12 protein-coding genes are annotated in these 15,035 nt (G+C 38.9%); 11 read left to right on the top strand and 1 reads right to left on the bottom strand.

Annotation, left to right across the window (positions count from 1 at the left end; translation table 11 throughout):
• Window positions 1-91: 91 nt before the first annotated feature.
• The 4 genes from AC13EX_RS13770 to AC13EX_RS13785 all read left to right on the top strand — a co-directional run bounded on the left by AC13EX_RS13770 (window position 92) and on the right by AC13EX_RS13785 (window position 6,953).
• Entirely contained in the window at window positions 92-1,966 is a 1,875-nt protein-coding gene (locus AC13EX_RS13770; protein WP_482893127.1) for a hypothetical protein, read from the top strand.
• A gap of 402 nt (window positions 1,967-2,368) precedes the next feature.
• Complete coding sequence (locus tag AC13EX_RS13775) at window positions 2,369-3,364, top strand: polysaccharide deacetylase family protein (protein ID WP_482893128.1); 996 nt, start codon at window positions 2,369-2,371, stop codon at window positions 3,362-3,364.
• 58 nt (window positions 3,365-3,422) lie between these two features.
• The gene (locus tag AC13EX_RS13780) at window positions 3,423-5,690 is read left to right on the top strand and encodes a ligand-binding sensor domain-containing protein (protein ID WP_482893129.1); all 2,268 of its coding nucleotides are present in this window, start codon (window positions 3,423-3,425) and stop codon (window positions 5,688-5,690) included.
• Window positions 5,691-6,200: 510 nt separating this feature from the next.
• Window positions 6,201-6,953 (top strand): hypothetical protein, encoded by a 753-nt coding sequence (locus AC13EX_RS13785; protein ID WP_482893130.1) that lies wholly within the window; start codon window positions 6,201-6,203, stop codon window positions 6,951-6,953.
• Between the two features lie 1,019 nt (window positions 6,954-7,972).
• Here the strand turns inward: AC13EX_RS13785 and AC13EX_RS13790 are convergent.
• The gene (locus AC13EX_RS13790) at window positions 7,973-9,496 is read right to left on the bottom strand and encodes a sulfatase (protein ID WP_482893131.1); all 1,524 of its coding nucleotides are present in this window, start codon (window positions 9,494-9,496) and stop codon (window positions 7,973-7,975) included.
• Between the two features lie 558 nt (window positions 9,497-10,054).
• Here AC13EX_RS13790 and AC13EX_RS13795 point away from each other — a divergent pair.
• From AC13EX_RS13795 to AC13EX_RS13825, 7 genes are all read left to right on the top strand, one after another.
• Window positions 10,055-10,279, top strand: a complete 225-nt coding sequence (locus tag AC13EX_RS13795; RefSeq protein WP_482893132.1) for a hypothetical protein — start codon at window positions 10,055-10,057, stop codon at window positions 10,277-10,279.
• Between the two features lie 179 nt (window positions 10,280-10,458).
• Window positions 10,459-10,809 carry a type II toxin-antitoxin system HigB family toxin gene (locus tag AC13EX_RS13800; protein WP_482893133.1) on the top strand — a complete coding sequence of 117 codons (351 nt, stop codon included), beginning with the start codon at window positions 10,459-10,461 and terminating at the stop codon, window positions 10,807-10,809.
• Entirely contained in the window at window positions 10,784-11,158 is a 375-nt protein-coding gene (locus AC13EX_RS13805) for a helix-turn-helix domain-containing protein (protein WP_482893134.1), read from the top strand. Before AC13EX_RS13800 ends, AC13EX_RS13805 begins: the two co-directional genes overlap by 26 nt.
• Before the next feature lie 218 nt (window positions 11,159-11,376).
• Window positions 11,377-11,616 carry an AbrB/MazE/SpoVT family DNA-binding domain-containing protein gene (locus AC13EX_RS13810; RefSeq protein WP_482893135.1) on the top strand — a complete coding sequence of 80 codons (240 nt, stop codon included), beginning with the start codon at window positions 11,377-11,379 and terminating at the stop codon, window positions 11,614-11,616.
• Complete coding sequence (locus tag AC13EX_RS13815; RefSeq protein WP_482893136.1) at window positions 11,613-11,936, top strand: type II toxin-antitoxin system PemK/MazF family toxin; 324 nt, start codon at window positions 11,613-11,615, stop codon at window positions 11,934-11,936. Before AC13EX_RS13810 ends, AC13EX_RS13815 begins: the two co-directional genes overlap by 4 nt.
• A 259-nt stretch (window positions 11,937-12,195) precedes the next feature.
• Window positions 12,196-12,405 carry a hypothetical protein gene (locus AC13EX_RS13820; protein WP_482893137.1) on the top strand — a complete coding sequence of 70 codons (210 nt, stop codon included), beginning with the start codon at window positions 12,196-12,198 and terminating at the stop codon, window positions 12,403-12,405.
• A 104-nt stretch (window positions 12,406-12,509) separates the two neighbouring features.
• Window positions 12,510-14,654, top strand: a complete 2,145-nt coding sequence (locus tag AC13EX_RS13825; protein WP_482893138.1) for a right-handed parallel beta-helix repeat-containing protein — start codon at window positions 12,510-12,512, stop codon at window positions 14,652-14,654.
• Window positions 14,655-15,035: the final 381 nt, after the last annotated feature.

A 15,035-nucleotide genomic window follows, 5' to 3' on the forward strand; every position in this document is an offset into this window, starting at 1 on the left:
CTTGTAGAGTTAAGTGCTATACTTATGCAATTACTAATATTCAAGACTAAGACTATTAATCTCATTAAATTAAACGAGTCAATATTTTACAATGCTTGTAACAAAAAGTAGTCTTTGGAACGCAGATCAATCAGATATTTCTAAATATTTCATTGAGCGAATTTTACAACTAACTGATTTTAATGAGATAATAACCAACAGACACAAAACAACCAATGGATATATCTTACTAGCTGAGATTAATGAAATTACTAGGCTTGTTTTAAACAGAGAAAAATCTATCCACAGATTCAATTCTATTTTTTCCGAAACCCTTTCTGTCACGCTTTCATCAAGTCTAATTAATGATGTTATATTGAAAAAATATCATAATGAAATTATTACCTATTATAAATCTCTTGATGTAAAAGAGATTTCAAAAAACGAAAAAAAAATTAAAAGCCTTCAAACTAGAACTAGAGTTTTTCTAAAAAAATTAAATCTTGATTACTACGATAATCTCAGATTTGAAATTGAATCTCTAATTAATAACGATAGTCTGAATTACCGGACTATTCAAAAGAAATTAGATCCATTAATAGGTATTTTAATACCGTTTTTAGTGTTCAAAGGTTACTCTGTAGAGAGTATATCAAAAGTTGCTCTAAGTATGACCTCAAAGAACACTACGACTTCCTTTAGATTTTTTTTTAGTGTACTTAATCTAAAACCTAGGAATTACGAGTTTATTCTCAATAAAAGTAATGATGTATTAACCAACTCCTATTTGACAAGGTATTTAGATGATAGACAAATTGAGTATACTACCATTTCTTCTAAAAATATATGTGATAATATTGATCAGTTTACTGTTTTATCTGATGAACTTATAATATTTGAAACTCAAACCCTTGATCCGAATAATTTCATAAGAGATACTTATGACACTTTTATAAAAGATTTTATTATTTCTAGAGAAAGAACATCTCTTGAATATTTTTTGGATTTCTTTGATAAAACGCATTGGCGATTAACTAATAGACGAGATGCTGGTTATAAAAAAAGTTCTGCTAAACATGATCCTATAAATGTTGTGTCGAGAGATAGTACATTAAGAGAAACACTTAAACAAGTGTCTGAAAACTATAAATTTGAATTTAATGATAGTACATTCCTGCATAAAATAGATGCAATTGCTGAATCTATTTACTTCTATAATTTAGCTTTAGGTTCCAAATCAATTGAGAATAGTCTAAATTTACTTTGGACAGCCCTCGAAACTTTAATCCCCTATGATAAGTTAGGTAATGATATTTCAAATATTCAATACTTTTTCCCAAAGTTTTTGTCTGCTGGTTCTATCGGTAGAGAATTATTATCGTTTATACTAAGATTTGATCAAGCTAATCACTCAAATGATTTTTGTTTAAATAGTATTAAAGTAAAAGTAGACTTCAACAGGCCTTTTGTTCAAACTAATTTGATTAAGTGGTTAAATTTTACTCTTGAAACACATGATGAGGCCAATGATCTTTTTGATGAATTAAAAAGATGCAGTGAGCTTTTGTGTACTCAGTATTGCAAAATAAATGAAAATTGGGGCGAAACTCTTGGTGATTTCCCCAAGCATGGTAAACTTTCATTATGGAAAAATAGAATTGAATCGTCAAACCTTGCTATAAAGCACCAACTTGACAGAATATATTTGCATAGAAACCAGATTGTACATACTGCAAAGTTCATTAATGAATACTCGAATCTCTGGGCACATTTAGAATGGTATGTAGGTAAAATACTTTCTTATTTCTATATTAAATCCTTTCAGGTACAAAAAGCACCAATTGATAAAAAAGACGTTTTATTGGAGTTAGAGGGTGAATGTGAAATGATAAACAAACTTATCGAACGTAACGTGTCAAAAAATATTAAAGATTTAACATTTGATGAAAAAATGAAAATTTTCTCGCAAGTTTGGCAGTTTTCATAAAGGAAGATATTATACTGAATATAATAATAATGGGTTGGTTGTATAAATGGAATTTTTTTGTTCTTACCTCCGGTTTATATGGGTGCATTCTTTTGAACTCTAACTTCACAGTTTTAAATAGGATATATTTTATAAGAGGAGAGTTAATGTGCCGTATATTTGATGTTATAAGTCATTAATTAACTTTGTATATTTAATTTTTTGCAAAAGTTTTTCCCTGAAGCCTTGTTTATTCATATTAAAAATTGATAATTCCATTAATTATTATAAAGAAGTGTATCGTGTTTTCCAATACTAACTTTTTCTAGATTTTATTCATTTCCACCTCCAAAAACATTTCACATTCCCCCTCCCTCCAACTAGTCATAAACACCTCTTTATGAGTAGTAAAAAGAAAAAGTTATGCAAAACAAGATATTTTCCAGCCTCTTTCTGGCATCGCTAATAATCATAAGTTCCTGTGGTCAAAAAAGTACTTCTGCTGAAGTACAACAAACCGAGGCCAAAACCCCGGCCAATTGGGCTGAAAGATTGGGTTATCCGGAAGGGAAGAAAGTAATTATGCTGCATGCAGATGACATTGGTATGAGTCCTGAAGCCAATACCGCAGCCATAGAAATGCTGATGGCCGGAGATATCCAATCTGCCGCAGCCATGCCTCCTTGTCCTAATTTTGAGGAAATCATTGCCTGGGCCATAGAACATCCCGAAATAGACCTTGGCTTGCACCTTGCCTTGACCAGTGAATGGAAAACCTGGCGTTGGTCTTCTGTTGCTCCGGCGGAGGAAGTACCCGGGCTTATTGACGATGAAGGGATGTTATGGCGCTCTGTAGAAGAGGTGGTTGCCCATGCTTCTGCCGAAGAAGTGGCCACAGAAGTTAGGGCGCAGATCGAAAAATCCCTTGCCTTGGGCTACCGTCCTGATCATATCGATACCCATATGGGCACCTTGTATGGCGATCCCAAATATGCCATCGTTTACCTTAAAATGGCCATGGAATACGGTATTCCTGCCAATGCCATTGACCTTTCAAACCCTGAGGTGGTGGAGATTTTTAGACAGGGAGGTTACCCCATCACCGATGAAGTGGTAGATTTTATGGCTACTTACACCTTGCCCAAATTGGATTTCTTTACCAGTGCACCAAAGGCAGATACCTATGAAGAGAAAAAGGAAGCTTTTAAAGAATTGATCCGCTCACTGAAACCCGGATTGACAGAAATCATTTTCCACCCTTCTGCAGATACCGAACAGTTGAAAACCATCACCGGCTCTTGGCAGCAAAGGATTTGGGAAGCGGAAATGTTTGCTGATCCGGATTTGAAACAATTCTTCGAAGAAGAAGGCATCATCTTCACCGATTGGAAAGAAATTATGAAGCGCTTTAATTCCTAAGTCAATTTGCCCTTCACATGGTACCAGTCCCTACCATTTTCAATTCGAGTCTCAAAACATGTACAACTATATTAAAATCAATGGGCTAGGTCTTCTTATGACTGTTATGGCCATGGGCTGTGGAAGAATCACTGAAGCAGACCATGTTCCTGAAAAGAAGGCGACAAGCCATACTGATACTGCCTTTGTACAGGAATACCATGAGGGATTTCTGGTGCATAAGGATATTGCCGCTGCCAATGATGTGCGTGCCATTCACCTTTCTCCAGATCAAAATGTTTGGATTGCTACCGGGCATGGTGTTTACAAAAAGTCCAAACCAGCGGGCGATTGGGAACAAATGCTTCCTGAAGAAAATATAGGACCTGCCTATGACTTGGATTCAGACGCTACAGGAAAGGTTTGGCTGGCCTCATGGGATGGGGTCTATGCTTTGGAGAACAATACACTGTTGCAAGTTCCCGGACCAAAACCTCCTATCGCCAAGGTGCTTAGTACGGACCAAGGTGTCTATGCATTTGGTCCTTATGGAATTTGGCTGTACAGCAATAATCAATGGGAGCCCAAGAATTTCACCAATGCCAGAAGTATTCGGGCAGTACTTTCGGACAAGAATGGAGGGCTTTGGTTGGGGACCGATATAGGATTGTACCATTGCAAAGAAGAGCAAACAATAGCCTATCAAAAAAATGAAGACCTAATCAGTGCCTATGTCAAGGGGCTGGATTTTGATGAGCAAGGTAACCTATGGGTTGCAGGACTCGGGGGTGTCACCATAAGAAATGGAGACAGGGTAATCGATAAAAAAGAGCCGGCCGATGGCATTACCAATATCCATGTGAATTTTGTGAAAAAAGCCCCTGACGGTAAAATGTGGGCAGGAACTGATTATGGGATTACCCGCTTTCAGCCGGGAGAAAGTGACTATTCTGTCCGTTTAAGCCAACGTTGGCTAAGGGCTGATGAGGTTAGAGACATTGATTTTGATGCCAAAGGAAATGCCTGGGTGGCAACTGCGGATGGGGTCAGTGTGATTCGGAGAAAGAAAATGAACCTGGCCGAAAAGGCGGATTATTTCTATGATCAGTTGATTACAAGACATGTTAGAGAACCCGGGATAGTGGCAAGGTTTAAACTGGAAGTGCCCGGAGATACCAGTAGTATAGTTGCTGATGATGACGACAATGACGGGGAATATACGGCCATGTACCTGGCCATGGAGTCTTTCCGCTATGCCGTCACCAAGTCTGAAGAGGCAAAAAAACGGGCAAAGAAAGCCTTTGACTTTTTGCATCTTTTGCGGGAGGTTACCGGCAGGGATGGCTTTTTTGCCCGGACAGTTGTTCCTATAGATTGGGAGAGGCCGATGCACGACATGAACAGAACCTATACGGAGAGGGAATTGACAGAAGCCATCATCGATAATCCAAGGACTAAGCCTGTTGAAGTTCGTTGGCATCCTTCAGCGGATGGCAAATGGTTGTGGAAGGGGGATACCAGTAGTGATGAATTTGCCGGACATTTTTTTGGGTATTACTGGTATTATTTTCTTGTGGCTGATGAGGCCGAAAAGAAAAGAATAGCAGCCCATGTGGAGCAAATCATGGATCATCTTTTGAGAAATGACTTCTATTTGGTTGGCGTAGATGGCAAGCCCACCAAATGGGGTGTTTGGTCACCAAAAAGCTTGAGCGATGACCCTGAATGGTTACCGGAGAAGCCCTTGAATTCACTGGAGATACTGTCCTTTCTTAAGTTTGCCCATGCTATTACCGGAAAAGCAGCCTTTCAAGAGGCTTATATAAAGTTAATCAAAGTGCATGGGTATTTGGAAAATGCCAAGCAATTGTATACGACCAATCCGGCGTTTGAAACCTATTTTGATATATACATGGCCCTGTATGTTTATCCACCACTAATTAACTTGGAAGAAGATCCTGAACTAAAGGCCGAATACCGCAAGCATTTGGACCAATGGTTTGCTAAATTTAAAGCTACCCAAAGTCCATTGCTTAATTTTACCTACAACCTTTTGACAGGGGAGACTGAGGAGCTGGGGGCTTCAGTATTTTTCCTTCAGGATGCCCCCTTGAGTTTGGTGGATTGGGCTATTGACAATGGCCGTAGAGAAGACCTGCATTTGGTAAGATCGCCGATTTTGGAAGAGATTCAGGTAAATGAATTGAGACCGCCCAGCGAATACCGCACCATGCGTTGGGATAGAAACCCCTATTTGGCAGTTTCAGGTGATCCTTCCCAAGAGAAAGAACCGGTTTACTGGCTTTTGCCCTATTGGATGGGAAGGTATCAGGGGCTAATCAAGTAGCCGTAATTGTTTCCATTTTTCCGCAAGAATGCTGACAAAATCCCAACGTCAATTGATTACCGAAAACGTGGATTAAATTTTGAGAATTGTTCAAGGACGGGGCGGAATAAATCAGCCAAGGGTGTCAGCCCTTGGTAAGGAAGATTATACCCATCTTGATTTTGGCGGCATTGTTGCTCTTTTTGGCCACAATGCTGACAAAATCTTCTAACTTTTAGTCGTGTTTATTCGGCATCGGGTTAATTTTATTATTGTGCTTTACAATGGTTTGTACCTGAAATAAATTACCTGTTTTAAAACGCAATTACTTTTATGTGCCAAATGTTAATAAATTATTAGTTAGTTTTAGCGTGTAAAATGCACTAGGAACGAATTTCTATGCTCTACACAATTTTATAAACGAGAAAGAATTTTATTCTAAGAGGAGTTTCGGTAAATGTGCAGGTCAGATGAAAGTAGACTGCTGAAATTACAAAGCAAAATAGGCAGTTTCAAAAATAATAAAAACACATGAAAAGTAGCGTATTGAGTTATTTACCAATGGTTCTCTTGTTAATAGGTTCCCTATCCATCTCTTCTTGTAGTCTATTCGAAAAAGATGCTTGCGCCGAGCTTACATGTCAAAACGGAGGCATATGCAATGATGGCATTTGTGACTGTCCAATCGGTTATCTCGGGTCAAGTTGTGATTCATTTGATCCGACTCAAGTCCAAACATTATTGGATGGAGGTCAAACGCCAAAGAAATTGTTTGATGGGGGAATTCTCTTAGATAGTCTGTACGGCAAGACTTATAAAGAGGGATTAATCTTCTACCTAAACACCACTGATGGAACGGGAATGGTAGCAGCTAAGACAGATCAGAGTGAGGCTTCAGAATGGGGATGTCACCGAATAGATTTTGAAGGGTTAAATAACGTAGAGAGCGAGCCTAAGGATAGCGATGCAGAAACAATAGAAGGAGCAAGAGTAGGTGATGGGATGGCTAACACAATGCAAATTAAATGCGATAATATGGAAGGTACCGCCACAGATGTATGTCGAGCCCTTGGCACCGAGTGGTTTTTACCATCACGGGCTGAGTTATATTTGATGTACACTAATCTTCATGTAAATGGATATGGTGGTTTTGCTGCTGATTATTACTGGAGTTCTACTGAGCAAAATGGCTATACTGCCTGGGCCCATGGCTTCGAAAATGGACATCAGGCAATTGGTAGCAAGTCCATCAAAACGTATATTCGTGCTGCTCGGGCTTTTTAACCAATTTCAATACAACCGTTTATTTCTGAAAGGATCGATTTTAATTTTACTATCATAAATTAACCTTTAAGGCTTTCTAAAAAATGGGCACGAGCTGCCAAATCACAAACGGATATTAATCACAACGGAACTGGTCTTTACCGAAAACACGTATTAATCCTTACGCCAACAGAAAACCCCTTCAAGGGTGATATTTTTGTAGCCAGTGGCATCAGCGACTGGATTGGCGAAATTAACGTCATAGATTATGGCGGTATTGTTGCCATTTTTCCGCAACAATGCTGACAAAAATCATAACGTCTATTTCTTATAAAAAAACGTACATTAAGTTCTAAAACACATCACCAAGCCCTAAAGGGGCGCAATATCTCAGTCAAGGGTGTCAGCCCTTGGTGAAGAAGATTATACACATCTTGATTATGGCGGTATTGTTGCTTTTTTCAGCAACAATGCTGACAAAATCATTCTGATGACTTTTTTCCATTTCATGAATTGGCCTTAATACCTAGGTTTTACGGAGATGGGGTGATTTTTCTGGATATCCACTGTTCATTTTTTTCTTGATAAAAAAACGAACCAAAAAAATCAAGGCTGTCAAATCTTATTTCAAATGATGGACAAGGTTTATGGAAAATATTTCATTTACATTACCATCATTTGATTTTTGGTGCTGGACTCTAGGCTAAAAATGAGTGGATCTCCTTTTTGGAGCTAACTCATTTTTTTAACGCCTTCCATCCAGCACCAAAAACCATAATCTTTGAAGGCCGAAAAATGTCTAAAATAACATGCTGTCGTAGATTTCAAGTCTACCGAACCAGCAATGTACTGACTGAACCCTTAAACCATAAATTACCAATTCTTAATCAAAAACGCGCACCAAGTCTTAGGATTACACCAAGCCGTAAAGGGGCGCAATATCTCAGCCAAGGGTGTCAGCCCTTGGTGAGGAAGATCATACACATCTTGATTATGGCGGTATTGTTGCTTTTTTCTGCAACAATGCTGACAAAATCTTTTTAATGCAGGCTATATATCTGATCAGGATAGTGCACGAATTGTCCGGTAGCAATTATTGTTGGCATTTGTGCTCCGGTCTCTTTCAATAACTTTGTCATCAATTCAGCCATTTCTTTGGTTTTAATCTTATTGGTATTGCTTAGCTCGGTGGATTCACCGATATCATCCTTTAAATTGAACAATTCAAATTTTTGATCCACATGGTAGTAGATCAGCTTCCAGTTTCCCTTTCTAACCACACTATAAGGTGGGCTAAAATAGGTGTTTGGGAAGTGCCATAGTAGTGCTCTGTCTGCGGATTTAGAAGGCTCCCCTTTTAAAATAGGAACAAAGCTTTGACCATCTATGCTTTTATTTACCAGGCTATTCAATCCTGCCATTTCTAAAAAGGTTGGGAAGATATCTTCAATGATAATACAATCCTCTGAAACTGTTCCCGGAATGGTTACAGTTGGCCACTTGACCAACAGGGGTACCCTGATACCTCCTTCATATGGACCTAATTTATGTCCTCTCAAGGGTAGGTTCTGAGGTACCTGCGGATGGGGTCCGTTGTCTGACATAAAAACGACAATTGTATTGTCATTCACACCGAGTTTTTCCAGATGATCCATAATGTCTCCCAAGGATTTGTCCATGCCTTCAATCATTGATGCATAAGTGGCCTCCAATTCATTTAGGCCTTGATCTATGTAATTTTGGTAAAAGCGTTCATCCTTTTCCCGAGGCGGGTGATTGGCATAATGTGATAGGTACAGGTAAAAAGGTTTGTCGTCTTCAACCGCCTTTGATACAGCTTTTAGCCCTTCTCTGGTCAGTGCTTCAGTTAGGTAAATGGCTTCACCATGGTAAGCTTCCAAGCCGGGTAAATCCAATAAAGGGTTGCCAGAACCTTTCCAGGCTGCGCTGAAATTATGAATACCTAAATAGCTCCCGGGGCCACCTGCCGCATTTCCACCAATGTTAAGGTCAAAACCCAAGTTTAATGGATCCTCTCCTGGAGTACCTATGGCCCCAAAATGTGCTTTCCCTATATGAATGGTCCTATACTCATTTTGACTCAATAGCAGGGGTAAATTTTCTGGATGAAAGAAGGTATGAGGAATATTTGGGACTGGGCTCAGGCCGTTTAGATTCCAATCGGGAGACTTTACCACTTCGTGATCATTATCAGGGGATTCATCTTTTATTAAGGTCCAGTTGGTAACCTTATGTCTGGCAGCATTTACCCCTGTCATTAAACTTACTCTGGAGGGAGTACAGACTGCACTGGCATAAGCTTGGGTGAATTTCATTCCCTCTCGGGCCAATCTCTCCAAATTCGGAGTATGATACCTTTCATTAAGTGCAGTCACCTCTTTATAAAATGGCACCGAAGTATCTTGCCAGCCCATGTCTCCTACAAAAAAGAAGACGATATTCGGTTGTTTTTTCTTTTCAGGAATATCCGATCCATGTAGTGCGCCGAAAGACACTACAAATAGAACGCCTAATAGGGTGATTTTTAATGGTAGTTTTATCATTGTTCAATAGCTATACGGTTGGTATAATAAGGATATGCAAGTTTTGGCCTTTCCTTCCATACCATGAAAGGTGTTGATTTTTGAATGGATACGCATCCAATGCTTATTTACCATCTCAGCCTTTTGAACTGGGCTCTGTTCGGTACTGGATACATTTAAGATTTCACTGAATTCAATGGATCCGTCATACCAATATAGAAAAGTTAACTATCCCAATACAATGTTTTTAAATACATTTTAATATTGAACATTTTCTATTACAGGAATGGTAACAATAAAGGATTCATTTTCCATCTTGCCGTCCAGGCCCAATACCTTTACGATCCCTTTTTCTTAGTACACAAAAGGCCTTTTCATCCTGTCGGGCTTCATATTTTCCCTTGCAGGGTAGGGATGGTTTTAGTCATAATCTCAAAATCTTCCATTTTTTACCAGTGAATACCATTCGTAGCGCTTACCAAACCTATAAAAATATGGGGCTTTTAGCTACTGCAATACCGGTATTTTGTTTTTGACGAAGAATTCCCCAGTTAGAGAGTAATTGAAAATTACTCCTAGATGAAGATCAAAATCCCAACTTCCATTCCTTACCAAAATCATACACCAAGTCCTATGATTACACCAAGCCCTGACGGGGCGCAATACCACAGCCAAGGGTGTCAGCCCTTGGTGAAAAAGATTATACACATCTTGATTTTGGCGGTATTGTTGCCATTTTATTGCAACAATGCTGACAAAATCCTAACGTTTATTTCTACCAAAAACACACATCAAATTTTTTGACATTACCAAGCCCTGACGGGGCGCAATATGGCAGCCAAGGGGGTCAGCCCTTGGTGAGGAAGATTATACACATCTTGATTTTGGCGGTATTGTTGCCATTTTTTTTGCAACAATGCTGACAAAATCTTCAAGACAAGAGCAAAGGGGATAATAACAATCCATCACTACGCGAACCCAATATGGGAACATTTGTTATATTTGTATTGTTTATGAGGGTAATTGCAGTAAATACAATACGAGAATATTGGGTGGAGTACCCAAATACTGAGCAAGCACTTAAATCTTGGTTACAAGAAATAGAACAATCCAATTGGGAAACACCTCAAGATTTAAAGGTAAAATACAGAAATGCATCAATAATAACTGGAAAGAGAACTGTCTTCAATATTAATGGCAATAAATATAGATTGATTGTAGACATAGAATATCGCTTGAAAATTGTATTTATTGTATGGTTTGGTACGCATGCTGAATATGATTTAATAAATTCAAAAACTGTAACATATGTTAAAGCCAATAAAGACCAGTAAAGATCATGACAATTACCTTGCTCGTGCATATGAGCTAATGCAATTGGACTTAAAACCTAATTCTAAAGAATCCGATGAATTGGAAGTTCTAAGTATTCTTATAGAAGCATATGAAAAAACAAAGTATCCGATTGAATCTCCAAATCCAATCGAAGCCATATTGTTTAGAATTGATCAATTAGGAATGTCGAAAAGTGAACTTAGTAAATTACTTGGTTCAAGAAGTAGAGCGAGTGAAGTATTAAAGGGAAAGCGGAAATTGAGTATTACAATGATCCGAAAGCTCAATCAAGAGCTTGGGATTTCAGCCCAAACACTAATTCAAGACTATGAAATGGTTGATGGTTGAGTAGCTAGTGGGCCCAACCACTGGTTTAGTGATCTAACGTGAATCGATTTCGGTGGTATTGTTGCCTTTTTTCGCAAAAATACTGACAAAATCTCCCTGATTATCTTTTATGTTAACCCTATTTTTAAACCCTTGTGTATTCATCCAAGCGGTTTGATTATATTTTGGAATAATGACCTGTGCGTAATAACTTTGTAATTACGCACAGGTTTTGAATTATGGAAATATCAGTGATAAAAATAGGTAATTCTAAAGGGATTAGACTTAGTAAAACGCTTTTAGAGCGCTATAATATTAAAGATAGGATTGATTTAATTCTTGAGAAAGATCAAATTGTTCTAAGGCCATTAGCTACTCCTAGAAAAGGCTGGGAAAAGTCTTTTAAAGAAATGAATGAAAATGGAGACGACAGCCTACTGATTAATGATGTCTTTGAAGACGACCACCTAGACGAATGAAAATAGAACAATATCAGATCATCTTGCTGAATCAAGATCCTACCATTGGGAGTGAAATAAAAAAGACCAGACCTTGTGTTATCATCTCTCCCAACGAGATGAATAAATACCTCAGGACCCTTGTTATTGCGCCTATGACAACGTGTTCCAAAAACTATCCCACCAGAATTGAGGTAAAACATGACAATAAAATTGGTTGGATTGTTCTTGACCAAATTAGAACAGTTGATAAAGGACGAATTGTAAGACCTTTGGGCCGGTTATCAAAAACAGAAATTAAAGAGTTGAAAGCCATTATCAAAGAGACTTTCGTTGACTAAAAGCAAACCAAGCCTACCAAAGTTAAAAATGGATCGAACTTCATTTAAGCTTAAAAGTATTTACTTCGTAGCAGTTGGATGCCATATCTGACCTTTGCTATATGCGAATTTCCCGTTGACTAATAGGGTATTTCCAATGCTAGCACAAGTAAGATTTTCTGAGATGATTTAGATTAGTCCATTACAAATGGCTTTTTAAAATGACTTTTCTAAAGTTCATAGCTATTGATATAATGGTGTAATTGCAAATTACACCTAGATGAAGATCAAAATCCCAACGTCCATTCCTTATCAAAATCATACACCAAGTCCTATGATTACACCAAGCCCTGACGGGGCGCAATACCACAGCCAAGGGTGTCAGCCCTTGGTGAAGAAGATTATACACATCTTGATTTTGGCGGTATTGTTGCCATTTTTTTTCCGCAACAATGCTGCCAAAATCTCCACAGAATTTAGCCTCCTATAAATTACCAACTTTCCCCTATGCCTCCTGATTCTTAATGAAAATCCACCCCTTGATGGAAATGTTTGCCCTATAATTGTAAATTGGCCTACCAAAGGAAAAGGACAATGAATCATATGAAAATTAGTAGTGCTATTGGATTATTATTGGTTTTTCTCATATATGTTACCCCCATGGCCTATGCAACAGCAAATCAGGTCAAGGAAAATGGGCGCACAATCTATGTGGCTCCAAATGGAGACGATAAGAGTGAAGGAACGATAGACCAACCATTGGCCAGCCTTATAGGTGCTCGTGATTGGATCAGAAAACACAAAAAGAACAATGTGGCTACTGGCCCGGTTACCATCCTGATAAGAGGTGGAGAATACGAGATGTTGGCACCTCTGGAATTGAATCCAGGGGATGGTGGTTCCGAAGAAGCTCCAGTGGTGTACAAAGCCTATCCAAATGAAAAACCAGTGTTCAGTGGGGGGAAAAAACTATCAGGATTTAAGGTAAATGAACTGGGCATTTGGGAACTTGAACTCCATGAAAGCCGGTATTACAAATGGCGATTTGACCAATTGTATGTCAATGGGAAAAGGGCAACTCTGGCGCGTACACCCAATGAAGGCTTTATGCACATAGGCGCAGTGAAGCAAAATGATTGGATAAAAGGTACAGGAAGGGCAGTAGAAAAAGCCCAGCATGTGTTCTCTTTCGACGAAGAGAATTTTTCCCATTTAAAAGGGATTGCCGATGAGGATTTGGAAAATGTTCGACTCAGGGCTTATCACAAGTGGAATTTCACCATGCGGTATCTTGATAAATTGGATAAGGACAGTGCACAGGTATATACTTCGGGTGGAGGAATGCCACCTTGGAACCCAATCAAAGAAGGAGGGCGGATTGTATTCGAAAATTTTGCAGCAGCATTGGATGAAGCAGGAGAGTGGTATTTAAATTCGAAAGGAATCTTGTATTATATTCCTCTTCCAGGAGAGCATCCAGAAAATGCGGAAGTAATTGCTCCGGTGCTGGATAATCTGGTGTTGGTCAAAGGGGATGCTGCCAATGGTAAACCGGTTGAACATGTTCGTTTTGAAGGCCTTTCTTTTATGCATTGCCATTATGCGGTTCCTCCTTCCGGTGCTGAACCCAGTCAGGCAGCAACAATGATCAATGCCGCGGTAATGCTCGAAGGGGCCAACCATGTTGATTTTGTGGATTGTGAAATTTCTAAAACTGGCCAGCATGCTCTTTGGTATGGCAAAGGCTGTCATAATTCTACGGTCGAGCGCAGTTATTTACATGATCTTGGAGGAGGGGGGATTTACCTTGGAGAGACCAAGGCGCATGAGGGTGCGAATCATACCTCTCACATCAAACTGCACAATAATATCATACAGACCGGAGGTTTGGAGTATCCTACAGCTGTGGGAGTCTGGGTAGGCCATAGTTCAGACAATGAAATCAGCAATAATGACATCGGTAATTTTTATTATACAGGAATTTCTGTTGGATGGGTTTGGGGATATGCCGAAAGCAATGCCAAAAGGAATAAAATCACCAATAACCATATCCACCATTTTGGCTGGACGCTACTTAGTGACATGGCAGCGGTTTATACCTTGGGAAAATCTGAGGGCACGGTGATCAGTAACAATAAGGTCCATCATGTGCATGCTTATTCCTATGGGGGCTGGGGTTTGTATACCGATGAAGGCTCTTCTGATATTGTGATGGAAAACAATTTGGTTTACAGTACCAAGACAGGCGGTTTTCACCAGCATTACGGTGCAAACAATACCATTCGAAATAATATCTTCGCCTATGCCAAAATGTACCAGGCCCAGTGTACAAGGGTGGAAGAGCACAGGTCTTTTGATTTCATGAACAATATTATCGTCTTCAATGAAGGCGCTGTATTGCAAGGGGCCTGGGAAAAAATTGACATTGCCATGGATAATAATATGTATTGGAATACGGGAGGAGAGAAATATGATTTCAATGGAAAAACCTTTGCAGAATGGCAAAAGATAGGGCATGATAAAAATAGTGTGATCAGAGATCCTCGATTTGTTGATGCAGAAAATTTCAACTTTAATTTTAAAAACAAGAGAGCTGTTAAGCGGATTGGTTTTGAGGTTTTTGACCTTGATAATATTGGTGTCTATGGAGACGCGAGTTGGAAACAAAAAGCCAAATTGCCTTCAGCTATATTGGAAGCATTTGATGCGCAGGTAGCGAAGAATATGGAAAAGGAATAGAAAACCTTTAAATAATTGTAAGCAATATCAATTTCTAATCCTAGCTTATTCAATTGGAATGATGTTAAGCCATAGGGTTTCCTGACCATACTGTGGGAGTGTTGCAATCGCAAGAAAATCAGAATTTATGGGGGTGGCATTGCATCGTTTTGGTGTGATTGGAAACTGCAACAAAGTGGCTAATTTTGGAGTGTTTTCATCTAATAAGTTGTCGATTGCTTGTTTTAGGTTAAACAACCTATGTCTTATGGAAGGGTGTTGAATAAACTGAAATTAATTATTGAATTGAGCCCCTTCATCAACCCGGAACTACTTTCTGGTCATAATGTGGGACAAGTTTTTTTTACAAAAATTCCTTTTCGACCTCAGTCTATATAAAAT

Source organism: Cyclobacterium sp. L-R, assembly GCF_056859355.1.

Bases quoted from the DNA above. Each gene is read 5' to 3' on its own strand.
- AC13EX_RS13770 (WP_482893127.1), top strand. From the start codon at position 92: ATGCTTGTAACAAAAAGTAGTCTTTGGAACGCAGATCAATCAGATATT.
- AC13EX_RS13775 (WP_482893128.1), top strand. From the start codon at position 2,369: ATGCAAAACAAGATATTTTCCAGCCTCTTTCTGGCATCGCTAATAATC.
- AC13EX_RS13780 (WP_482893129.1), top strand. From the start codon at position 3,423: ATGTACAACTATATTAAAATCAATGGGCTAGGTCTTCTTATGACTGTT.
- AC13EX_RS13785 (WP_482893130.1), top strand. From the start codon at position 6,201: ATGAAAAGTAGCGTATTGAGTTATTTACCAATGGTTCTCTTGTTAATA.
- AC13EX_RS13790 (WP_482893131.1), bottom strand. From the start codon at position 9,496: ATGATAAAACTACCATTAAAAATCACCCTATTAGGCGTTCTATTTGTA.
- AC13EX_RS13795 (WP_482893132.1), top strand. From the start codon at position 10,055: ATGAAGATCAAAATCCCAACTTCCATTCCTTACCAAAATCATACACCA.
- AC13EX_RS13800 (WP_482893133.1), top strand. From the start codon at position 10,459: ATGGGAACATTTGTTATATTTGTATTGTTTATGAGGGTAATTGCAGTA.
- AC13EX_RS13805 (WP_482893134.1), top strand. From the start codon at position 10,784: ATGTTAAAGCCAATAAAGACCAGTAAAGATCATGACAATTACCTTGCT.
- AC13EX_RS13810 (WP_482893135.1), top strand. From the start codon at position 11,377: ATGGAAATATCAGTGATAAAAATAGGTAATTCTAAAGGGATTAGACTT.
- AC13EX_RS13815 (WP_482893136.1), top strand. From the start codon at position 11,613: ATGAAAATAGAACAATATCAGATCATCTTGCTGAATCAAGATCCTACC.
- AC13EX_RS13820 (WP_482893137.1), top strand. From the start codon at position 12,196: ATGAAGATCAAAATCCCAACGTCCATTCCTTATCAAAATCATACACCA.
- AC13EX_RS13825 (WP_482893138.1), top strand. From the start codon at position 12,510: ATGAATCATATGAAAATTAGTAGTGCTATTGGATTATTATTGGTTTTT.